Source organism: Roseivirga ehrenbergii, assembly GCF_001593005.1.
GTDB classification, from domain to species: domain Bacteria; phylum Bacteroidota; class Bacteroidia; order Cytophagales; family Cyclobacteriaceae; genus Roseivirga; species Roseivirga ehrenbergii.
Map to the genome: position 1 here is coordinate 23268 of NZ_LQZQ01000023.1, position 23951 is coordinate 47218.

Here is a 23951-nt window from a genome sequence, read left to right on the forward strand (position 1 = left end):
TCAGGAAAAAAAAGACAGGGCCACATAGTTTGCCATTCATTTATTCCTTACTTTGAATAAACCTTTCGAAAATAGATGCAAGAAGACTATCCTAGCAGAGAAGAGGAACGTGGGCTGATCAAGAAATTCGAAGAGCAACTCAAGCAAAAGACATATAATTTTTTCGATATCACTGAATACGAAACTATTATTCAGTATTATATCGATCACCTTCAATTTGGCAAGGGTTTAAAAGCATGCAAACTTGCCATCGATCAATTCCCGTTTTCTCAAGAAATAAGTTTACTAATGGCGCAATGCTACATTGGTAAAGAAAATTATCAAGAAGCCCTTAGGGTAATTGATGAAGCTCAAAATTTGCATCCAAATGATGTGGAATTAAACACCGTAAAAGGAACTATCTATTCCTTTTTGGGAGAATACGAAAAAGCCGTTGAGCTCTTGCTCAACACGCTCGATTATGCCGAAGATAAATCGGAAGTATATTATAACATAGGCCTTACCTACCAAACCAATTCAAAATTTGAAGAGGCAATTGGTAATTACAAAAAGGCTATCGAGCTAAACTTAAACCACGAAAGCGCACTCTATGAGCTTGCTTACTGCCTAGATGTAACTGGCAAGCTGGAAGATAGCGTTGATTACTATAAACAGTTTATTGATCAGGACCCCTATTCTACCTATGCTTGGTACAATTTGGGAATTGTATTAAACAAGCTAGAGCGCTACGAAGAAGCGATAAAAGCTTATGATTATGCCCTAGTAATTGACGACACTTTTTCATCAGCTTGGTTCAATATGGGTAACTCCTACATGAACATCGACAAGTATGATGAGGCATTAGAGGCTTACAAAAACACACTAACCAACGAGGGCCCATCGGCAGAAACCTATTGTTGTATTGGTACTGCTTATGAAAAGCTAGAACAATACGAGTTGGCCATGAAGTATTACCGAAAATCTACAAAACTAGATCAGTTTTATGAAGATGCTTGGTATGGAATAGGTTGTTGTTTGTCTGAACAAGACAAATATTACGAGGCCATTCATTTTTTCAATAAGGCACTAAAACTCGACCCAGAAAATGCCAACTATTGGTTGGCCATAGCCGATGCCGAACAGCATGTAGGCAATGTCGTTTCTAGCTTTGAAGCCTATCAAGAGGCCGCAATGCTCGAACCCAACAACGAAATGATTTGGCTCGATTGGTCGCTTATTCATTACGAACAAGGCGAACACATTAAAGCCATTGAACTGATTGACAGGGCTTTGGAAGAGCTTCCAGAAAACTCTGACTTGATGTACAGAATGGTAGTTTACCAAATCTCGGCAGGTAGATACAAAGAAGCCTTTACTTATCTAGAAAATGCTTTAATTTTGGACTTTGAAAATCACGAAGTACTTTTTGATTTCTTTCCTAAAATTGAAACCCAAAAGGCATTATTCAAGATCATTGATCAGCACAGAAACAAAATTTAAATGCACTACCTTTTAAATAACCTGCCCGAAAGGACACAAAAACCACGAGAAAAAGGCTTCACCATGGTAATGGATAAAGGCCTAAGTGTTAGACAAGCAGAAGATTTTCTTAGCGTTAGCGCTAACCATGTAGACATTATTAAATTGGGTTGGGCTACCTCTTTTGTAACCGCTAGCCTAGAAGCTAAACTCGATGTTTACAGAGCTGCCGGAATTCCTTTTTACTTTGGAGGAACGCTTTTCGAAGCTTTTGCTGTTAGAAATCAATTTGACGATTACAGAAAGCTACTAGATAAATATAAAGTACCTTTTGCCGAAGTATCTGATGGTTCGGTAGAAATGGATCATGATAAAAAGTGCGAATACATCACTGAACTTTCTAAGCAAGTAACTGTACTTTCAGAAGTTGGATCTAAAGACGAGGAAAAAATTATTCCTCCGTACAAATGGATCGAGCTGATGCAGAAAGAGCTTGACGCTGGTGCGTGGAAAGTAATTGGCGAGGCACGTGAAGGCGGTAACGTTGGTCTTTTCAGATCAACAGGAGAAGTTCGCTCGGGCTTGGTTCAAGAGATTCTTACCAAAATTCCTTTTGAAAAAATCATTTGGGAAGCTCCTCAAAAAGCACAACAAGTCTATTTTATTAAGTTGGTTGGTGCCAATGTAAACCTAGGCAATATTGCCCCAGAAGAGTTAATTCCGTTAGAAACCATCCGTTTAGGGTTAAGAGGAGATACTTTTAATCATTTTCTGGACAAATAAGAATGAAGAATATTAAGGAATTCATTCTTCTCTACTTCAAAGGTATTGCCATGGGTAGTGCTGATGTAGTTCCTGGTGTCTCAGGAGGAACAATTGCGTTCATTACTGGCATTTACGAAACACTGTTAAACGCTATCCGCAGCGTTGATCTTCAAGCGCTGCAGTACTTGAAAAAATTTCAGATCAAGGCACTATGGAAACACGTTAACGGAAACTTCTTGTTACCGCTATTAGCAGGAATTGCCACCAGCGTGCTTACGTTAGCGAAGGTGATTACCCATTTATTGGCTGAGTACCCTATTCAAGTTTGGTCTTTCTTCTTTGGCCTTATTGTTATTTCGGCTCTTATTATTCTTAGAGAAATTAAACATTGGAATATTGGTGTTTTTGTAGCCATTGCCTTAGGAATTGTTATTGCTTATTTTATTACCTCGGCTACTCCGGCCGAAACGCCTGAATCTTCTTGGTTTTTATTTATAGCTGGTGCAGTAGCTATTTGCGCAATGATATTACCTGGAATTTCTGGGTCATTCATTTTGCTTATTTTCGGAAAATACGAGTTCATTCTCTCGGCTGTTAAAGAGTTTAGAGTTTTAGATATTGCCATTTTTGGCTTGGGCTGTATAATAGGCTTATTAAGCTTTGCTCGTTTAGTAAGTTGGCTCTTTAAAAAATATCATAACATTACAATAGGAGTTTTGTCTGGTTTTATGATTGGCTCTTTGAATAAAGTTTGGCCTTGGAAAGAAGCCATTGAAACATATATTGACCGCCATGGTGACTTAAAACCTTTGGTTCAAGCTAATGTTTTGCCTAACCAGTACTATGTAAAAACTGGTGCCGAACCTTTCTTTCTAGAAGCCATTTTATTTGCTGCTGCGGGTTTCCTTGTTGTGTTGGCAATGGATAGAGTTGCAGCGGCACTAAACCCAAAAAAATAAATGCGAAAATTTGGACTGATCGGTTACCCTCTCGGCCATTCATTTTCGAAAAAACACTTCTCAGATAAATTCGAAAAAGAAGGGATTAAGGCCGAATATGAGCTTTACCCCCTTGAAGATATTGAGGAATTTCCTGCATTAGTAAAAAACACTAAAGGCTTAGAAGGTATTAATGTTACCATTCCTTACAAAGAATCGGTGATGAAATTTCTTGATGAAATTGATGAAAAAGCTAGCACCATTGGCGCAGTAAACACTATCAAAATTCAGAATGGAAAACTGAAGGGATACAATACCGATTATCTTGGTTTTAAAAATTCGTTGGTAAAGTTTATTGGAGCCAACCCCATGCCTTCAAACGCTTTGATTTTAGGAACAGGTGGAGCTTCAAAAGCCGTTCAAACCGTCCTTTCAGACTTAGATATTCAATTCAAACTGATCTCTCGCAATCCACAAACAGATGAATTTTCATACCAACACTTCAGCACCTCAACACCCCAGCACTCCAACACTTTAACACCTCAGCACCTCAACACTTACCAGCTCATCATCAACACTACGCCATTGGGTATGGCACCTAAAATAGACGAGCTTCCAGACTTACCTTACCAACAATTGACGACCGACCATTTCCTCTATGATTTGGTGTATAATCCTTTAGTTACAGCATTTATGCAGAAAGGAATTGAAGCTAAATGCTGGGTAAAAAATGGATTGGAAATGCTACACAAACAAGCAAAAGCTTCTTGGGAGATTTGGAATAGATAAGTTTCAGTCCTTAAGAAATATCACTCCAAAACTTCTGAACTAAAAACAGTCATAAGAGGTTTTTCTTGCTGACTCTTTCCCTTAGTTTTACTCTATGGACTTTAAGATTACCTCTGACTTTGTTCCTACTGGCGACCAGCCTGCGGCCATCAAGGCCTTAGCCGAAGGCGTTAATGCAGGCGAAGCCAGCCAAGTACTTTTGGGTGTTACGGGTTCTGGCAAAACTTTTACTGTGGCCAACCTTATTCAGGAGGTTCAAAAACCCACCTTAATCTTAAGCCATAACAAAACTTTGGCCGCCCAGCTTTATGGGGAATTCAAGCAATTCTTCCCAGACAATGCGGTAGAGTATTTTATTTCCTACTACGATTATTATCAGCCAGAAGCCTTTATTCCAGGCAGTAACCTTTATATAGAAAAGGATCTTTCCATAAACGAAGAAATTGAAAAACTGAGACTCAGCGCCACTTCATCTTTACTTACTGGTCGAAGAGATGTGATTGTGGTGGCTTCCGTTTCATGTATTTACGGTATTGGAAACCCAGAAGAGTTTGGTAAAAATGTAATTACGCTACAGGTAGGCGACACGATTTCGCGCAACAAACTCCTCTTTGCTTTTGTAGACATTCTTTATAGCAGAACCGAAGCAGAATTTAAACGAGGAACATTCCGGGTAAAAGGCGACACAGTAGATATTTTCATTGCTTATGGCGATTTCGCTTATCGAATTTACTTCTGGGGCGATGAAATTGAGGCCATTCAAATGATTGACCCTGTTTCTGGAATGAAAATTTCAGACGAAAAAATCATCACTATTTTTCCTGCTAACCTTTTTGTAACAGGAAAGGATGTGTTGAACCAAGCCATTCATGAAATTCAGAATGACTTGGTAGAGCGCCTCCACCAGCTAGAAGATGACGGTAAATTTCTAGAGGCCAAGCGCCTAAAAGAGCGTACCGAATTTGACCTGGAAATGATGCGGGAATTAGGCTATTGTTCTGGGGTAGAAAATTACTCACGCTATTTCGACAGACGCCAAAGAGGGCAACGACCTTTCTGTTTGCTCGATTACTTTCCAGAAGACTTTCTAATGGTAATTGACGAAAGCCATGTAACCTTACCGCAGGTACGTGCCATGTGGGGAGGCGATAGGTCTAGAAAAGAAAACTTGGTGGAATACGGCTTCAGACTTCCATCGGCCATGGACAATCGTCCGCTAAAATTTGACGAATTTGAAGGGCTGGCCAAGCAAACCATTTACGTAAGTGCTACCCCTGCCGATTATGAGCTCAACCTAACCCAAGGCGAAGTAGTGGAACAGGTAATTCGTCCAACGGGCTTACTTGATCCTATTATTGAAGTACGACCAAGCCCTAACCAGATTGATGATATTCTGGAAGAAATTGACATTCGGGTAAAGAAAGAAGAACGCGTACTCATTACTACTTTAACCAAAAGAATGGCAGAAGAACTGTCCAAATACTTGGAAAGGGCCAACGTAAAGGTTCGTTATATTCACTCAGAAGTAAGTTCACTGGATAGGGTAGAAATTCTTCGTGAATTAAGATTGGGCGTTTTCGATGTATTGGTAGGCGTAAACTTATTAAGGGAAGGGCTTGATTTGCCAGAGGTTTCATTGGTGGCCATTTTAGATGCCGATAAAGAAGGCTTTTTGCGAAATGAACGCTCTTTAGTGCAAACCATTGGCCGTGCGGCCCGAAACCAAAATGGCATGGTGATTATGTATGCCGACCGAACTACGGTTTCCATGCAGCGCGCTATTGACGAAACCCGAAGAAGAAGGGCGATTCAGCAAGCTTATAATGAGGAACACGGAATCACTCCAACCACCGTCAAAAAATCGAAAGAAGCCATTATGAATCAAACTTCGGTGGCCGATTCTAGAAAACAGAAAAAGAACTATTATTCTGAAAGCGAAAGTATTTCTGTAGCTGCCGATCCTGTAGTGGCTTATATGGGCAAAGAAGGGCTTGAAAAAATGATTCAGAAAACCCAAAAATCGATGGAGAAAGCCGCCAAAGAATTAGACTTTATCGAGGCTGCTAGGTTGCGAGATGAACTAGCAGAGCTGAAGGAACTGTTAAGAAAAAAATAATTACCTCCACCCTTCCTTCATTCAAAAATATTTCCATTCTCTTTCTGTGACCTTTGATAAAAACTACGTCAAATGGCTCAAACACAGAAAATAAAACATGAAACAGCAAATTATCATTGGAGTATTCATCTTGACATTGTTCAGTTGCTCTAATGAAAAAGAGAAAGAAGTATTGATGAGTGAAAACTCAAGCCTTATTGCCAAAATAGACAGCCTTTCTTTAGAAATAAAAAGTAGTCAAAAAACATCGGCTACTTTATTCAAGGCCATGACATTAATGGATTCAATTGATCTGGGTAGAAAAATGCTCAGAGTAACTTTAGAGAATAGTGATTCTCAAGAAGACTTCATTGCTCATTTAACTGAGCTGAAATCTTACATAGCGCAAACCTCTTTGCAGATTTCAAGTTTAGAAAAGTCGTTAAAGAACTCGACAACGGCTCAAAACAATTATGCTAATAGCTTAAAAAAGCTAAAGGCCGAGTTTGAGTCGCAAAAGAATGACATTGCTCTTTTAGAGGCTCGATTAGATACAGAAACCAATAACAATCAAAAGTTGGTAGCATTGAATAGCATTCAGGCAGAAACCATCTTGAGCCAAGATGAAATGATTGAAGCAAAAACAATGGAATTAGAACTTTTGGATCAGCAAATTTCAGCGATGAAATCGGCTTTCCAAATAAGTGAGGCAGACTCCTATTTCACCAGAGGCGAGGCTTATGCACTTGCTGCACAGAGAACAAAATTGGCGCCTAGCAAGAAAAAATCTACCTACAAACAAGCTTTAGAAAATTATCAAAAAGCACTGGAATTGGGTAGAGAAGATGCAAAGCCCAAAATCGATTTGATAGCTAAGAAATTACACTGATAGGTTTTGAATTTTTGTTTGAGAGAAAGGGGTGATCATAACGATCACCCCTTTTTTATTACCCCAAATTTATCTCGAAAAATAATTTAATTTGAAATTAGGGTGTTTATGAAACCAATTTTTCACTTCTTTACATTAATTAACTAATTATAGGTTCATTTTTAAACATAAAACAAAAGCAATGATTAAAAAAAAGTGGGTTCCTGGGTTCTCTCTCCTAATTCTTGTAGCTATCATTAGCATGTTTGATGTAGACAATGGAGAAGTAATTATAGATTCGAATATAAATGGTGCAGATACCGCTTGGATGTTAGCCGCAACGGGCTTGGTATTACTTATGACCCCTGGGCTTTCCTTTTTTTATGGAGGAATGGTAAATAAAAAGAATGTGATCTCCACTATGCTCCAAAGTTTTATCTGCATGGGTATAATTACGTTAATTTGGGTAGTTTTTGGTTTTAGTTTGGCCTTTGGCGAAAGTATAGGGGGCATTTTTGGCAACCCGACTACATTTGCTTTTTTCAAAGGGGTTGGCGGTGCTACGCAAGCGGATTTAGCACCTACTATTCCATTTATTTTGTTTGCTCTTTTTCAAATGAAATTCGCCATAATCACTCCCGCTTTAATCACGGGTTCATTTGCAGAAAGAGTGAGATTCTCTAGCTTTTTACTTTTCATTATACTGTTCAGCATATTTATTTATGCACCATTAGCTCATATGACATGGCACCCCGATGGTTTTTTAAGAAAATGGGGGGTACTTGATTTTGCCGGTGGAACTGTTGTCCATATGTCTGCTGGTTTTGCTGCAATAGCTGCGGCCATAATTCTTGGCAAAAGAAAAAACCATGGAGCTTCAGATCACCAGCCAGCCAATGTACCTTATGTTTTACTTGGCACCGGTCTACTCTGGTTTGGTTGGTTTGGTTTCAATGCTGGGTCAGCTTTAGGTGCCAACTCCAGTGCGGCAATGGCCTTCGCTACCACAACAGTAGCTTCTGCAGCCGCCATGTTAGCTTGGGTATTTTATGATGCGCTGATGGGACGTAAAATTTCAGGAATGGGAGCCTCCATCGGTGCGGTTGTAGGCTTGGTAGCCATTACCCCAGCAGCAGGTTTTGTTACCGTGGGTCAAAGTATTTTTATAGGTGTAGCTAGTGCTATCATTTCTAACATTGTGGTTTACTACAAAAATAAAACTGGAATTGATGACACCTTAGATGTTTTTCCATGTCATGGAGTAGGCGGAATTGTTGGTATGATTCTAACTGCAGTTTTCGCAAAAGATGTAGGTCTTATATACGGTGAAACCACCACATTCTTTCGTCATATTGCTGCCATTTTTATGGTAGGCACTTTCACTTTTACAATGTCTTATGCCCTTTTTAAATTAACCCACATGATACTACCAATGCGGGTGAGTATGGAAGATGAAGAAAGAGGTTTAGACCTGAGTCAGCACGGAGAAAGTATTAGTTAAAAAATCAAAATTGAATCGATCGCCAAAGAACATATAGATTAGGTTGCAAATTTTGTTTGTAAGAGAGGGGGTGCCAAAAGGCATCCCTTTTTTAATTTCATTCAATTAAGCCACCATTTAAAAACTAAATCTAGCAGAGATCACCACCCTTTCTTACCTTATCAGTTTAATTACCAATTTATGAACAGCCCTCAACTCGATCTCGATTTTGTTAGAAGTTACTTCCCTGCGCTTAGCAGTGGTTTTGTCTATATGGACAATGCAGGTGGTTCCCAAACCCTAAAACCTGTAGTCGATAGAATTTCAGAATACCTACTGAACTACGATGTACAGCACGGAGCCTCCTATGAAATTTCACGACTAGCCAAAGAAAAAGTAGATTTTGGGACGGCAGAAATGGCCAAACTCGTGAATGCCAAAGACCCTAAAGAAATCGTGATGGGGCATTCCTCAACAATGATGTTCAGGCTTTTAAGTCTTACGCTTTCTAAAGCATGGAAAGTCGGAGACGAGGTAATTACAACCAACTCTGAACATGAATCTAATTGTTCACCTTGGACAGATCTAGAAGAAAAAGGCATTGTGGTGAAAATTTGGGAAGTAAACCCAGAAAGCCTAGAATTTGAAATTGAAGATTTAAAGCAATTGCTTTCTGGCAAAACTAAACTGGTGACCATGGTGCATGCATCCAATATTTTAGGCACCATCAACCCAATTGCCGAAGTGGCCAAAGTGGTGCACAATGCTGGTGTGCTATTCTGTGTAGATGGTGTTGCCTTGGCCCCTCATCGTTTGGTGGATGTGCAGGCTTTGGATGTAGATTTCTATGTATTCAGCTGCTATAAAGTGTATGGAGCACATTGCGCACTCATGTATGGAAAACTCGAAATTCTTGAGTCCATGGCAGGTATTAACCACTACTTTATTAAAGAAGTACCCTATAAGCTTCAGCCTGGCAATAAAAACTTTGAACTGACCTACAGCATGGCTGGACTGACGGAATATTTAAGAAGCGTTCACGACCATCATTATCCAAATGACACTAAGGCAGATGACCAATTAAAATTTCAAAAAAGCTTCGATTTGTTTGCCACCCATGAAGAAGCGCTGGCCAATCGTTTTATGGATTTCCTAAAGACAAAAGACAAGGTTACAGTTCTTGGCGTGCAAAATGGAGGTCAGAAAAGAAGAGTATCTACCATTGCTTTTCATCATGACACTTTAAAAAGTGAAGCCATTGTGAAGCAAGTAGACCCGCACCGTATCGGTATTCGATTCGGTGATTTTTATGCCAAAAAATTGGTGCAATCCCTCAGCTTAGAAGCCAAAGGCGGCCCGGTTCGCGTAAGCTTTGTGCATTACAATACATTGGAAGAAGTGGATAGGTTGATCGGGGTTTTGGAGAAGGTTTTATAACACTTCCTTGGCCTCTTTTCAACAAAAAAACCACCCCTTTGCAGAGGTGGTTTTCATCATTATAAGTATTTATAGTGCTTTCTAAGTCGAACCAATCAAAACCAGTTTACTTCTATCGGCTCTCGATATCTCTCTTCTAAAATCTCGGTAATCGTTGTATGACTCCGCTGAGTACGTACCCTTTTTCATTTGAATGCTCCTGATATAGGTCAGTTCATTGGTTTCCACGTCAAACTGATAGCTGACATTATATTCCCCAAACTCCGACTTATGAATCACTGGTTCGGGCTGAAATTCCAGTCTATAGCTTTCTGGGATCTTGAATTTTATAGTGTCCGTATTTACATAGGCATATTTAAGTACAATTGGCGATTCACGATCTTCCATTTTTGGAGGAATGTACTCTTGTCTAGTAAGTAGATTAGGTACAAAAAATAGTCTTTCCCCAGATTGAGATGCATATTTTCTCAAACCAATGCTAAGCGTTTGCTTGAGCATAGGGTTCTCCGACTTTTCATGTTCAAAGCTGAAATCACCTAAATCAAATGCAGGTATGTCAATACTGTTTAACAAATGTTTCCGCTGATCTTCTTTGCCCGCTTTCACTACCATCGCATAATCATCGTAGCGTCTTCCTTTATATACAGTTTCTATGGATGCTTGACCATTCCCCTCTTTGTCAAAAGTTACTTCGCCAACACGCGTTTGGGTATTTACTTCCATCGGATAGCTCGGTGTTTTGATCAATTTCCCACCATCTTCAGTAATCATTAATGCATGTCTGTCGCTAGTAAAACCTCCTAAAAAGTTGAAGGGCGCATCCTGACTTGTGCACTCCAACCATACAGTATCTTTTTCCATAGGCACAGAAAGAATTACATGATTGAACTGGCTGCTTGGAAAGTCCGTAATAATATCACCTTCATCCTCCCCTGCCAATACCAGCGTATAATTAGATTTGATCCCAACACTCTTTAGCATGCTATAGGTAAAATAGGTTAGGGCTTTACAATCTCCATAACCAGTTTTGGCAACGTCCGCAGCTTCAAAAGGCTGATAGCCTCCTATTCCGAGTTGAATACTCACATATCTGGTATTGGATTGGAGATACTCATAAATCAGGCGAATTTTCTCTTTGTCATTAAGCGCATTGGCCACCAAAGCCTTCAACTTTCCTTCTAGTTCAGCAGGCAATTGTTCTCTCCCATTATTTAATTTATTAATCCATTGACCAAAACCCTGCCAAGTATCCATCCTACCGCTAAAACCTTCCATGCTAAAAGAGGTTGGAGCCAAAAGCACATGTGGGCTCATATCGAATACCGAAGAGCCGAGGTACTCTTGTTCTATAGCCGGGAGATTCGCTACTCCCCATTGATAGGTTGTGCCCGTATCATCAGTTTTGATAATTACTTCTCCTTCATAATTCTTCTCTTTGTACCTAATTTGATAGGCTGGAGGGCTATACACCATTAATTTACCTGCCTCCACAGCCAAATTAGGAGCCCTTCGTAGCCCCCAAACGGGGTAGTGTAAAGAAGAGGTTTTCACCTTTTCAAATTCAATCTCAATAGTATATGGTAATTTAATATCGGTAGCGATATATCCCTTTAGTCGATTAGAGTCATACAGTGAGCCTGAACTGGTTATATTTACATCCTCAATTTCAGAGGACTTTACTCTTTTCGCCACCTTTCCTTCGGCATCATAAAGCGTAATTTTTATCTTCTTAATCTTATCCAGTTTGTCATAAAATTCCACAAACTGACCCCAAGCTTCTCCGTCCTCATTTAGAATAGAAATCGCCTTTTTTTCACGGTAAACAGACATCTCTTCATTCTCAATATGGAATTCAGTATCCCATGTCCTGATCACCGCATTAGCCCCCTTTTTGAGCTCTTTTGGTATTTTATCTATTGCATAATCTTGAGCTACTGATGTACAAACACACAAGCACAGAGCAACTACAAAAACAATCCGTTTCATAATGAATTATGGTTTACTTCCCTTTTTCTTAAACACTATCTGCCCTTCCTGCTTGGCTATAATTTGATTAAAAAACTCTTTAAGTAGAGGGTATTCATCAGGTAAGTAGCTTGTTTTATACAAATTCAAGCGAATGACAACCTGAATCTTATCTCCCTGAACGCCCGAGAGGTAGGTGTACCTACCCCCATTATCAGGCAAAGCAATATTCTGACTTACTGGCAACTCTTCTATTTCATAGCCCTCTGGAATAGTAACATTAAACATATAAGTATTAATTATGGGCGCAGAAAACTCAACTGGATAAAGTCGGGCTTCAAGTTTGAAGGGGTTTTCCTTGATAAACTTACTCAACACTGGATTCAAAAATATTTTATCCCCAATAAAACTCACACCGCTCTCTTTTGTAAAGTCAAACTCACCCTCTACTGTATCTTTAGCTTCATCAGCATCCTTAAAAGAAACGTTTTCAATCTCTCCATCAAAATCTTCAAAAACATCATTTAAATCCTCTTTCTCAAGGTCTTCAATAGTGTCCCTTGTTAGAGTAGAGGCTGTCCCTTTGAACACAACATTCATGTTACCTTCTAAAACATCATCTTCATTTACCCATAAATTACCTGTTACTATTTCAGTATCCGTTTCCTTATTCATACTCAGGTCAACCCATTCTGGCCCGCTTGATGTAATCTTGAGCCCCTGCCCATTAAGACAACTTGTTGGGAGTACGTTATAGGGTCTAAGTTTATTGGTAGCATCCATCAAGTAGGTTTTGCCATCTATAGTTGCTGATGCAATGGTTCTGTTAAATTGACTAATTATAGGGACATAAGTATTTAAATAACCATGGCCACGTGTACTCAAAATAACGGGATCAGCACTTATGCCTGCATTTCTTAAAAACATAATCAGGGTCATGTTGATTTCGGGAGCCGAAGCTTTTTTATCATCCCAAGTCTGGCGAGGGCTATTAAGCATATAAAGACCTCCTCTCTCATCCCATTCGTAATTATCCCTCACAAAATTATAGATTTCTATCAAGCTAGCTTCGTCATTCTTCCAGCCCTTATCGTCTGGATATGCCCTCTTAATTTGACCTGTGGCTTCTAATGCTTTACCAAATACTTCATCCTTTAGTAAATCATCATTAATGGCCTCCCAGTTCTCCATATATACTTCCTTAAAGTAACCAGGTATATCAATAGCTTTAATTTCAAACTCAATTTTTGATCTGAAATTCTCCATGGTTGCTACGTAAGGCTCATTGTCTAAAGCGGAAACATTTTTCATTACGATGTGATTTTTGCCACCAGAATTGTCAACAAATGCAGGCTGGATATAGCCCTTCATCATCGTTTGATAATCACCATACCTAGGTATATCAATCTCGTATTCAGAGTATCTCACGGGGATTGACGTTTGGAATATCCATGCTGGAAGACGAGAGAAATCACCAGTTTTCCGCGTATAAGTATATTCTATTATAGAGCCCACTTTAACATCTGGGAGGGAAGCCTTTTTTGACCAAAGGTCATCATTGATTTTCTCATCAACCCAATCCCGTTTCCCCAATTCAGTTTTTACTATTTTTCCATTCTCCAAATTATATGTGGCAGCTTTCAATTTGCTAAGTCCATTCCCCTTTAAATAATCAAGCTTTATATCCGCCCATTTAAAACCTTCTTCTTTCAATATCTTAATTCGCACCAGTTGTGTAAGGTACACATCGAAACTACTTTCATTAAATATTGCTCTTCCTTTATCTACTAGGTAAACCGCAGCCGCTCCTGAATCGGGTGAATACACCGTCATTTCCAAATCTGCTTTATCTATTTTCCCAAATTCGTGGGATTCGACCTGTGCTGTGACATTAAAATAGCTCATACACAGAATAGTGACACACAAGATTACTCGTTCCATTTTCAAAAAATTATAAGGTTAACGTATCAAAATAGGACAAGCCTACCTTCAACGCAAGAAAAACCTAATATATTCACCCTATTATTTTAAATAAGTCAATCAATCAAACGATAGTGTCTTTTGACTGCGGTCAAAAACAACATTAAGGAGACAAAAAAACCACCCCTTTGCAGAGGTGGTTTTGAATTCATCAAGATTTTAGAATCTTACTTTCCTTCGTTGTATCTTCTGGTTACTTCGCCCCAGTTAATTACGTTAAAGAAAGCGCTGATATAATCAGGTCTTCTGTTTTGGTAGTTCAAGTAATAAGCGTGTTCCCAAACATCAAGGCCCAAAATTGGCTTTCCGCCACAGCCTACATTTGGCATCATTGGGTTGTCTTGGTTAGGAGAAGAGCAAACCTCTACTTTGCCACCAGAGTGAACGCAAAGCCAAGCCCAACCAGAACCAAATCTTGTCGCTGCTGCTTTAGAGAAAGCATCTTTAAAGCCATCGAAAGATCCAAAAGCTGAATCGATTGCTGCGGCTAGATCGCCAGAAGGCTTACCTCCACCGTTTGGAGACATTACTGTCCAAAAAAGATCGTGGTTATAATAACCACCACCGTTATTTCTTACCGCTGCATTATCAGTATGGTTCGCCAAAAGTTCTTCAATACTTTTGCCCGCCATTTCAGTACCTTCAATTGCTGCGTTCAGGTTGTTTGTATAACCTGCATGATGTTTATCGTGATGGATTTCCATCGTTCTTGCATCTACATGCGGTTCAAGCGCGTCAAATGCATATGGTAAATCTGGAAGTTTAAATGCCATGTCTATTTATATTTATGTTGAACAAAAATTTATGGTCTCAATTTAGAAAAAAACGATTTCATTAGTGCTTCACTCTCTACTGCTAACAAGCCTCCTACCACTTCTGTTTTAGGATGTAGCAAGTTTCTTTGGTGAATGCTGTATCCTCTTCGGATATCCTTGGCTCCGTACACCAATTTACCTAACTGCGCCCAATATTGAGCTCCGGCACACATGACGCAGGGCTCTAACGTAACATACAAAGTGCACTCTTTCAAGTATTTTGCCCCTAAATAATTAAAGGCCGAAGTCAGTGCCAGCATTTCTGCATGAGCAGTAACATCATTCAATTGCTCTGTTTGATTATAAGCTCGGGCAATTATTCGTTTTTCAGCGACTACTACAGCCCCAACAGGAACTTCTCCCCTGTCGAAAGCCATTTGGGCTTGCTTTAAAGCCTCACCCATGAAAAACTCGTCTTTATGTACTGATAGTTCCAAAGTTCAAACGTTTTATTTACCCCAAGGGGCTATTGAAAGCGAAAATCTTTTCAGAATAAGTAAAGATTAAAAGTCTCTTTCGATTGAAGCCTAATATTAGCCCCATTTGCTAAAACAATTACTAAATTTGCGGCTCAATTTTACGAAAGCATACCATGTTAAGAACGCATACCTGTGGCGAATTAAGAGAAAGCAATAGCAACGAGCAAGTTACACTTTGTGGTTGGGTACAGCGGTCGCGCGATAAAGGCGGCCTCATGTGGACCGACTTAAGAGACCGTTACGGTATTACTCAGCTTTCTTTTGAAGAAGGAAGTACTCCTGCAGAAGTGTTGGAAACGGCCAGAAAACTAGGGCGTGAATTCGTTGTGAAAGCGACAGGAACCGTGGTAGAGCGCTATTCTAAAAACGACAACATTCCTACAGGAGGTATCGAAATTAAAGTTGAAAGCCTAGAAATTTTGAATGGCTCAAAGGTTCCTCCTTTCATTATTGAAGACGACACCGATGGCGGTGAAGAACTCAGAATGAAATACCGCTACTTGGATTTACGTAGAAACGCGGTGCGCAGCAAGCTGCAATTGCGCTCTAAGTTGGCCATGGCCGTTCGTAATTACTTAACCGAACAAGACTTTATTGAGGTTGAAACACCAGTATTGATCAAGTCTACGCCAGAAGGAGCGCGTGATTTCGTGGTGCCTTCTAGAATGAACCAAGGTGAGTTTTATGCGCTGCCGCAATCACCACAAACCTTTAAGCAATTGCTGATGGTTTCTGGTTTCGATAGGTATTTCCAAATCGTAAAATGCTTTAGAGATGAAGACCTAAGGGCCGATCGCCAGCCTGAGTTTACTCAAATTGACTGCGAAATGTCTTTCGTAAATCAAGAAGACATTCTGAATACATTCGAAGGCATGACCCGCCACATGTTCTCTGCCGTAAGAGGTGTAGAATTGGGCGACTTCCCTCACATGACTTATGCTGATGCCATGCGCAAATACGGCAACGATAAACCCGACATCCGTTTTGGGATGGAGTTTATTGAACTAAACGAGTTGGCACAAAACAAAGGCTTTAGCATTTTCGATCAGGCAGAATTGGTGGTTGGAATTTGTGCCGAAGGTTGTGCCGAATACACCCGCAAGCAATTAGATGCCCTCACTGATTTTGTGAAAAGACCACAAATTGGCGCCAAGGGTTTGGTATATGTGAAATGCAATACCGATGGTACTTTCAAATCTTCTGTAGATAAGTTCTATTCTCAAGAAGACTTAAAGGCTTGGGCAGAAAAAGCTGGAGCAAAAGCTGGCGACTTAATTTTAGTACTTAGCGGAACCACTAACGAAACCCGCAAGCAAATGAGCGAATTGCGTTTGCACATGGGTAAAGAATTGGGCTTACGTGATAAAAATACTTTCCAACCACTTTGGGTAATCGATTTCCCGCTGTTGGAATGGGATGAAGAAACCGAGCGTTTCCACGCCATGCACCATCCATTCACTTCACCAAAGGCGGAAGACATGGCTTTACTTGATACCGACCCAGGAAAAGTAAGGGCCAATGCTTACGATTTAGTCATTAACGGTGTTGAAATTGGTGGTGGTTCAATCAGGATTCACGACCGCGCTACACAGCAGCTGATGTTTAAACATTTAGGTTTTACAGAAGACGAAGCCAAAGCCCAGTTCGGATTTTTAATGGACGCTTTCGAATATGGTGCACCTCCACACGGTGGTATCGCTTTCGGTTTCGATAGGCTTTGCGCCATGTTTGGTGGTTCAGACAGTATCAGAGATTACATTGCCTTCCCTAAAAATACTTCGGGCAGAGACGTAATGATTGATTCACCTTCTACTATTGATGAAGCACAGCTCAAAGAGTTAGGTATAAACCTGAGATAAGCCGTTTACTTAAAGTTTAGTTTTAAGATTTGGCCGTATCGTTAAATTCGTAAATTCGGGCGCGTCTAAAAACTGATGAAAACCAAGCTTACAAAAAAATTCTATATGCGTATTAGCCTAGTGGTAGCCCTGCTGCTCTGGCTAATCATGACGCTGTTGGATGTTTTGCAGGTTTTGGCCTTCAGAAGCGATGTCGATTTAGGTATTTCCCCTGTCGTTCCTGTCCTTATTATGGACTTCTTTTTTGTTTTTCTGGTGCTGTATTACCGCCTTAGAATCACAAAATTAGAAAGCACAGACTTTATAGATTACCTCTGGCGAGTATTTGCCATTGGCCTTGTAGCCACATTGGTTTCAGTTGCTATTGGATTATTCAACAGTTCCATTGCCGATTCCGCACTGGCCAAAAACCCGTTTTTAGAGGAGGTGCTCTTTAGCATCAGGTTCGGAATGGTTTCTGTTTTTCTGATTTCCACTTTTACTGTATGGAAAAAGCTCATTCTCTACCAAAAATCTAAAAGACTGGTTCTATGGTGGAATGTATTCGAAGGCATTGTGTTGCTTTCTATATTTTTCGACCTCACAGGTGCAGAACTTCAAACCAGTGATTTGTTCAAAGTTCTCTTTGGAATAATTACGCTAATGGCGCTTATTCTATCGGCCAATTTAAAGTGGGTAGCATACCTAAACTTTAAGCAAAAGTGGAAAAGCATTTTGCTCATTCTACTGATTACGATTTACCTCGGTTATTTTTTCGCCTCCATTTATGTTCCAGGTGAGGACACAATGGATAACCTAAAATCCATTGACAATCTCTTTGTCATTTCGCTGTTCGTATTCTTGCTTTTTTATAGCATTTTTTCACTTCTCGTAATTCTATTTAACCTTCCTACTTCGTCTGTTTTTGAGAAGAAAATGGAAGAGGCCATTAACTTCCAGCGCCTAAGCCAATCTATTCAACAAGGAGAAAACGAAAACCAAATTTTCGACATTCTATTAACCAGCTCAATGAGTGCAGTATATGCTGATGCGGGCTGGTTAGAAATCGATCGTAATAAGCAGGGAACAGAAGAGTTGGAAGTCAGAAGAAAAAATCTGAGCCCTACAAACCGACTGGAGGTAATAGAACAAATCAAAACAAGTAAGCAAAAATCGGTACTTAAAAACCCGCTTTCAAAGGCCACTGAGCAAGACCAAACTTTAGTTGTTTTCAAGAAATCCAATTTCAGGTCGGTACTTATTGTTCCTTTAGTAATTCAAGAAAAAGTGGCAGGCCACATGTATTTGCTTAACGAACTGAGCGATGGCTTTAACAAAGAGATGATTAACATCATCAACACCTTTGCCAGCCAAGCCAGTATTTCTATTGAAAACTTCCGCCTTTTAGGCGAAGCTTTAGAAAATGAACGCTATAAAAAGGAGCTCAACATTGCTAAAAAAGTACAGCGAGCTCTTTTGCCCGAGAACCTAGATCACGACTCTTGTTTCCAGATTCATGCTTATACCCAAGCACCCGATGAAGTTGGGGGTGATTATTATGACACTTTTAAGCTGAGTGATCATAAGTTTGTTGTGGTTATTGGAGATGTTTCCGGAAAAGGAACTTCAGCCGCTTTCCACATGTCGCAAATGAAGGGCATTTTTCAAAGTTTGGTTCAGCTAGACCTTGCCCCCGATGAGTTTTTGGTCAAAGCTAACAAGGCCTTGAGTGGCTGTTTAGAGAAAACCTCATTCATCACACTTTCCTATTTTGTGATTGATACCGAGCGTAGATCTGTTGAGTATTCTAGAGCAGGCCATTGCCCAACGCTCTTCTATTCTAGCCAAAACGCAAGTGCCGAATTTCTTGAAAATAAGGGTTTAGGGTTGGGAATTTTACGTAACGACAGTTTTAAAAACTATGTATTCGTTAATAAAATAACTTTCCAAAAAGATGATATCATAGTATTATACACCGATGGTATCTCAGAAGCTTCCAACCATTCTGGCGAGGAATTTGGTTACGAGAGGATGAAAAAGATATTGACCGACAACGCCAAATACGATGCGGTTTCAATTCAAAAAACATTTATAAAAAAGCTCTTTGAGTTTTGTGAGGATAAAAATTTAAATGATGACTACACTATGGTGGTGATCAAGTTCAAATAAAGAACGTATAAAAGCTTATGTTAGAAATTGTACAGACCAATGAAAACAATTATATCTCCATTGCCGTAACAGGAGATGCAGATGCCAGTTCTTCCATAAAGTTGGACAAAGGGCTTCGCTCGGCTTTTGACGAAAGCCATAGTAATATCATAGTAGATTGTACTAACCTTAACTATATTTCTTCTGCCGGACTGGGCGTATTCATGTCCTACATCGAAGAAATAAATCAAACCAATACCACCTTTGTTATTTACGGCCTATCCGAAAAAGTGCTCAAAGTTTTTGGCATACTCGGTTTAGACCAATTGCTTATACTTAGAAAAACAAAAGAAGAAGCTTTAGCAGAAATAAATGGCCTATAGTTTTAACATACCTTACAGCAAAAACAAACTCAGGTTGATGCGAAAATTTGTGACCAAAGTGTTACATGAGCATTCTGTGCCTGATATTGAAACCAATATGATGGTGTTGGCAGTGGATGAGGTATGTGCAAACATTATTATCCATGGCCAATGCTCAGACCTTGAAGATTATGTAAAGATTTCCATCAGCTTTAATAAAGAAGGCGTTTGGTTCGACATTATCGACAAAGGGGCTGCCTTCGACATTATAAAATACAACGAACCTATTTTGGGCGATTTAATCCGTACCAAACAAAAGGGAGGTGTAGGTATTATGTTGGTGAAGAAAATCATGGACAAAATAGAATTTGATTCAAGCCCGAATCAAAACACCTTGCGTTTGTTCAAAAATGTGACTTTCGAAAAGTAACCCTGCCATGCGTTTTCTAGCAATATTCACTTTCTGCTTCTATTCCTTTGCCCCAATTATGGCTTTTCAAGAAAGCCAAAGCATAGCTAAACTCAATGGCGTTTCTATTTCTAAAGCCGAATTTCTTTATGCTTTTAATAAAAACCATAAGGCAAATACACCTGTAGTTTACGATTCGCTTGAAAAGTATTTAAACCAATATATTGACTTTAAGCTGAAAGTATTGGCGGCTAAAAAAGCTGGTATTGGTAATTCAGAAACATTTCAGAATGAGTACAACGGATACGTCTCCCAAATTCAAAAGCCATATTTACAAAACCCGGTATCTGAAGAAAGCCTTATTTTAGAAGTGTATGATAGACTAAAATATGAGGTTAATGCTTCACATATTCTTGTCAGAATAGCCAATGAATCCAACCCTATGGATACCTTGGCTGCTTATCAGAAAACAGACAGCCTAAGAAGGTTAGCCCTAAACGGAGCTGATTTTGCGCTTTTGGCTATAAACAACTCACAAGATGGGTCGGCCAAAAATGGCGGAAGCCTAGGTTGGTTTACTGCCATGTCTATGGTTTACCCTTTTGAAAATGGGGCCTATGAAACGCCCGTAGGTGGTATTTCGAAAATTATCCGTTCGCAGTTCGGTTATCATATCATTAAAGTAAACGACAAGAGGTTAGCCAAAGGCAGGGTAAAAACTTCACACATTTTTCTAACTAAAAATGGCCGATCAAGAGAAAGTGGAAACCAATTGATTAAAACGATTTACGATTCCATTCAAAACGGTGGCGACTGGAAAGCACTCTGCAAACAATACACAGATGATAGCCAAACGCGGCTGAATGGAGGTTCTCTACCCTATGTGGGAACTGGGGAATTACCAGATGAATTTTTAAAAGTTGCTTACAGCATTGAAACCCCTGGCGATATTGCTCCACCTTTAGAAGCATCATATGGCTGGCACATTATCCGCCTTGATGCCATAGAAAAAATGCCTTCATTGGAAGAAATGAGAACGAAAATTTCTGAGAACATAAGGCGTTCGGGTAGAAATCAATTATCGCCAGAGGTATTGGTCAATAAACTCAAAAACGAAAACGGGTTTGAACAAGACTTACCCAAACTCCAAAATACCATAGCCCAAATTGCTGCTGTTGGTTTACCCAATTTAGATTTAGCCAGCCTCAACAATCAAACTGTTTTTAAAATTGGCGCAAAAGAAATCCCGTATTCTGAATTTTTTAGATCATTGGGTAATGCTAACCAAATTACCGTTACCTCACTTTGGAACAGATACAAGCTGTTTGAACGAGAGCAAATCATTCTTTATGAAGACAGCCTAGCACCAGAAAAATATTCGGAATATGGCTTTTTACTTAACGAGTACAAAGAAGGCTTAATGCTTTTCGAAATCATGGAAAAAGAGGTTTGGAATAAAGCTGCAGAAGATAGCATCGGCCTTAACTCCTACTTCAACTCAAACAAAAAGAACTATGTAGCTCCAGAAAGGGCATCGGTTTGGGTTATTGAGTCAGCCAATTCAGAAAGTCTTGAAAAGGTAGTCGATACTTTCAAATGGGATCAGAGTACTTCATTTGAAAACGCACTTAAAGCTCAGCTTGAGCCTGAAGTATTTAGTGCGTTAAAAATTGCTAAAAGAACATATCAACGAGAGGATTTACCTAATTTCGCACAAAACTGGAAAGAACAGGTTCTTTTCAGTCAGCTTTCTGAAAAGCGAGTTTACGCCATTGAAGAAATAATCCCCAAAGGTTTATATCGTTTAGAAGAAATAAAAGGCCTTGTTATGGCCGACTATCAGGATTGGTTGGAAAAAGAATGGGTGAAATCTCTAAGAAAGGCCAATCGGATTGAAATTGACACAAAACTATTGAAGCAAATTGCTTCTGATGAAAAAAGGTAAATACTACATATTGCTTATCATTTTACTTGCCGCTAGCTCATGCGAGTTTCTTGGTATGGAATCTGAAAGCAAAATGGACAACACCGAAAACCTCGTGGCAAGGGTGGGCAATACCTTTTTATATAAAACAGACATTAGTGATTTAACCGACCCCAGCATGTCTGCAGAAGACAGTGCTAAAATCACTGAACGGTTTATTGATAATTGGATAAAGAAGGAACTGTTCGTTAGAGAAGCATCCAGCAATAGTAAAATTGATCAGACTGAAATTCAAAGAAAAGTAGAAGCCTACCGCTATACGCTCATTTCTTATGAATACCAAAAATTAATGGTAGAGCAACAGCTAAATCGAGAAGTAAGCGAAGAAGAAATTAAGCAATACTACAGCGACAATATTGATAATTTTCAGCTTAGGCAGAATATTTTAAGAGGCCGATATTTAAAAATATTGCAGGCCGCACAAAAGAAAGCAGACGTAAGAAGGTGGATGAAATCCGATAGACCAGAGGACTTAGAGTCGCTTAAATCTTATGGATTTCAATTTGCTAGCGACTTCTCTCTACAAGATTCCACGTGGATTAACTTTGATGATTTGACTAAAAACTCACCGTTTTCCACCATTGAAAATAAGATTCAGTTTCTAAGAAGAAACCGATACGTTGAAGAATCAGATTCTCTATATCTTTACCTTTTCAGAATTCACGAATTCAAACTGTCTGAGCAGGTTTCTCCATTGGAGTACGTTAAGGAAGACATCAAAAATATTATAATTAACAAGCGTAAGGTAGAGATTGCCAAGAGTCTGGAGAATAAAGTTTATGAAAGAGCGAAAAAAAATGAGGACTACGAAATTTATAAATAAGGGATTGGCAGCAATACTGTTTACAGTGCTTTCACTCAACATAACTTTTGGGCAAGAAGTAGTAGATAAGATTATCGCTAAAGTGGATAATTATATAATTCTTAAAAGTGAAATAGAACAAGCTTACGCTGGATTTTTATCGAGTGGCGAGGCTGCAAATTTCACAGGAGATGCCCGTTGTTTAATTTTGGAGCAAATGATCGAAACTAAACTCATGCTTGCTATGTCTGAGATAGATTCTGTAGATGTAGATGCAGGAAGGGTAGATTACGAACTCCAAATGAGAATGCAGAATATAGTTCAGCAGATGGGTTCGGAACGCGCTATTGAAGAAGCCTATGGAAAGTCTATCGATCAACTGATGGAGGAGTTAAGACCGAACGTTGAAGAACAACTAAGAGTAAGTGCACAAGAAGAGTACATTTTGAGTTCAGTAACGGTTACCCCAGCAGAAATTCGTAAGTTCTTCAATAATATTCCTAAAGACAGTTTACCTCTTTTTAATACCGAATTTGAAATTGGTGTAATTGTTAAAAAACCTGTACCAAACGAAGCCGAAGTACAAAAGGTAAAAGATCAGTTGATGAAAATTAGGGAAAGGGCTATGAATGGAGAAAATTTTGAAATCTTAGCCATTGAAAACTCTGAAGGCCCAAGTGGTCCCAATGGCGGAAATCTAGGTCTTGCTAAAAGAGGGCAGATGGATCCTGCTTACGAAGCGGGTGCCTTAGCGCTAAAGCCAGGCGAAATCTCTATGCCAGTAGTTTCCCAATTCGGAATTCACCTCATTCAGCTTATAGAAAAGCGTGGAAACGAGTACGATTCAAGACATATTTTGATTACTCCTAAACCAACCGAGCAAGATATTCAAAGAACTTCTAATGAATTAGATAGCCTTAGAACCCTTATATTATCCGATAGTATAACTTTTGCCTCGGCTGCGAAACAATTTTCAGACGATGAGGGTACAAAGGTAAATGGTGGATTTTTGACTGGTCAGTTTGGAACCAATAAAATTTCAGCCGAAAACTTAGACCCAACCATGTTTTTTATCATTGATGAAATGTCAGAGGGCGATATTTCTAAGCCAGAAATCATTGAAATGATGGATGGTTCAAAAGCGGCAAGAATCATATATTACAAATCTAAAGTAGGGCCACATAGGGCCAACATGACTGACGACTACGAAAAGTTGAGAGCAGCTACTTTGGGTATGAAGAAAGATCAAAAAAGAAGTGAGTATATTAAAGAAAAAATGAAGGAAGTGTATGTGATGGTTGACCCAGAATTCAATCGTTGCGGTATAACGAACAACTAA

Annotated in this window: 19 protein-coding genes; 15 read left to right on the forward strand and 4 right to left on the reverse strand. The window is 39.4% G+C overall.

Translation table 11 applies throughout. The annotated features are described in order from the left end of the window. Positions 1 to 75 precede the first annotated feature (75 nt). The 8 genes from MB14_RS09230 to MB14_RS09265 all read left to right on the forward strand — a co-directional run bounded on the left by MB14_RS09230 (position 76) and on the right by MB14_RS09265 (position 9830). The gene (locus MB14_RS09230; RefSeq protein WP_062591275.1) at positions 76 to 1479 is read left to right on the forward strand and encodes a tetratricopeptide repeat protein; all 1404 of its coding nucleotides are present in this window, start codon (positions 76 to 78) and stop codon (positions 1477 to 1479) included. Then, complete coding sequence (locus MB14_RS09235; RefSeq protein WP_062591276.1) at positions 1480 to 2241, forward strand: phosphosulfolactate synthase; 762 nt, start codon at positions 1480 to 1482, stop codon at positions 2239 to 2241. Positions 2242 to 2243: 2 nt separating this feature from the next. Then, on the forward strand, positions 2244 to 3182 hold the full coding sequence (locus tag MB14_RS09240) for a polyprenyl-phosphate transporter (protein WP_062591277.1): 939 nt from the start codon (positions 2244 to 2246) through the stop codon (positions 3180 to 3182). Next, positions 3183 to 3950: a shikimate dehydrogenase gene (gene aroE / locus MB14_RS09245; protein WP_062591278.1), complete on the forward strand. Its 768-nt coding sequence runs from the start codon at positions 3183 to 3185 to the stop codon at positions 3948 to 3950. A gap of 94 nt (positions 3951 to 4044) precedes the next feature. Beyond that, entirely contained in the window at positions 4045 to 6066 is a 2022-nt protein-coding gene (gene uvrB, locus MB14_RS09250; protein WP_062591279.1) for an excinuclease ABC subunit UvrB, read from the forward strand. Between the two features lie 97 nt (positions 6067 to 6163). Then, complete coding sequence (locus tag MB14_RS09255) at positions 6164 to 6934, forward strand: hypothetical protein (RefSeq protein ID WP_053222177.1); 771 nt, start codon at positions 6164 to 6166, stop codon at positions 6932 to 6934. Positions 6935 to 7115: 181 nt separating this feature from the next. Next, positions 7116 to 8414 carry an ammonium transporter gene (locus MB14_RS09260; protein WP_062591280.1) on the forward strand — a complete coding sequence of 433 codons (1299 nt, stop codon included), beginning with the start codon at positions 7116 to 7118 and terminating at the stop codon, positions 8412 to 8414. Between the two features lie 180 nt (positions 8415 to 8594). Next, positions 8595 to 9830: an aminotransferase class V-fold PLP-dependent enzyme gene (locus MB14_RS09265; RefSeq protein ID WP_062591281.1), complete on the forward strand. Its 1236-nt coding sequence runs from the start codon at positions 8595 to 8597 to the stop codon at positions 9828 to 9830. 81 nt (positions 9831 to 9911) lie between these two features. Here MB14_RS09265 and MB14_RS09270 read toward each other — a convergent pair whose 3' ends face one another. The 4 genes from MB14_RS09270 to MB14_RS09285 all read right to left on the reverse strand — a co-directional run bounded on the left by MB14_RS09270 (position 9912) and on the right by MB14_RS09285 (position 15027). After that, entirely contained in the window at positions 9912 to 11816 is a 1905-nt protein-coding gene (locus tag MB14_RS09270) for a transglutaminase family protein (protein WP_084376029.1), read from the reverse strand. A 6-nt stretch (positions 11817 to 11822) separates the two neighbouring features. Then, positions 11823 to 13736: a DUF3858 domain-containing protein gene (locus MB14_RS09275; RefSeq protein ID WP_084376030.1), complete on the reverse strand. Its 1914-nt coding sequence runs from the start codon at positions 13734 to 13736 to the stop codon at positions 11823 to 11825. Between the two features lie 206 nt (positions 13737 to 13942). After that, entirely contained in the window at positions 13943 to 14548 is a 606-nt protein-coding gene (locus MB14_RS09280; RefSeq protein ID WP_062591284.1) for a superoxide dismutase, read from the reverse strand. Between the two features lie 29 nt (positions 14549 to 14577). After that, on the reverse strand, positions 14578 to 15027 hold the full coding sequence (locus MB14_RS09285) for a nucleoside deaminase (RefSeq protein WP_246032650.1): 450 nt from the start codon (positions 15025 to 15027) through the stop codon (positions 14578 to 14580). A 155-nt stretch (positions 15028 to 15182) separates the two neighbouring features. Here MB14_RS09285 and aspS point away from each other — a divergent pair, with 155 nt between their 5' ends. From aspS to MB14_RS09320, 7 genes are all read left to right on the forward strand, one after another. Continuing rightward, a complete protein-coding gene (gene aspS, locus MB14_RS09290; RefSeq protein ID WP_062591286.1) occupies positions 15183 to 16928 on the forward strand; it encodes an aspartate--tRNA ligase in 1746 nt (581 codons plus the stop codon). Between the two features lie 105 nt (positions 16929 to 17033). Next, positions 17034 to 19076 carry a GAF domain-containing SpoIIE family protein phosphatase gene (locus tag MB14_RS09295; RefSeq protein ID WP_260310656.1) on the forward strand — a complete coding sequence of 681 codons (2043 nt, stop codon included), beginning with the start codon at positions 17034 to 17036 and terminating at the stop codon, positions 19074 to 19076. 17 nt (positions 19077 to 19093) lie between these two features. After that, a complete protein-coding gene (locus MB14_RS09300) occupies positions 19094 to 19438 on the forward strand; it encodes an STAS domain-containing protein (RefSeq protein WP_062591288.1) in 345 nt (114 codons plus the stop codon). Beyond that, positions 19428 to 19847, forward strand: a complete 420-nt coding sequence (locus MB14_RS09305) for an ATP-binding protein (RefSeq protein ID WP_071387068.1) — start codon at positions 19428 to 19430, stop codon at positions 19845 to 19847. The genes MB14_RS09300 and MB14_RS09305 overlap by 11 nt, the downstream gene beginning before the upstream one ends. A gap of 7 nt (positions 19848 to 19854) precedes the next feature. Continuing rightward, on the forward strand, positions 19855 to 21771 hold the full coding sequence (locus MB14_RS09310) for a peptidylprolyl isomerase (protein WP_084376031.1): 1917 nt from the start codon (positions 19855 to 19857) through the stop codon (positions 21769 to 21771). Further along, on the forward strand, positions 21758 to 22633 hold the full coding sequence (locus MB14_RS09315) for a peptidylprolyl isomerase (RefSeq protein ID WP_062591290.1): 876 nt from the start codon (positions 21758 to 21760) through the stop codon (positions 22631 to 22633). Before MB14_RS09310 ends, MB14_RS09315 begins: the two co-directional genes overlap by 14 nt. Then, positions 22608 to 23951, forward strand: coding sequence for a peptidylprolyl isomerase (locus tag MB14_RS09320; RefSeq protein ID WP_165899498.1), 1344 nt, complete (start codon positions 22608 to 22610; stop codon positions 23949 to 23951). Before MB14_RS09315 ends, MB14_RS09320 begins: the two co-directional genes overlap by 26 nt.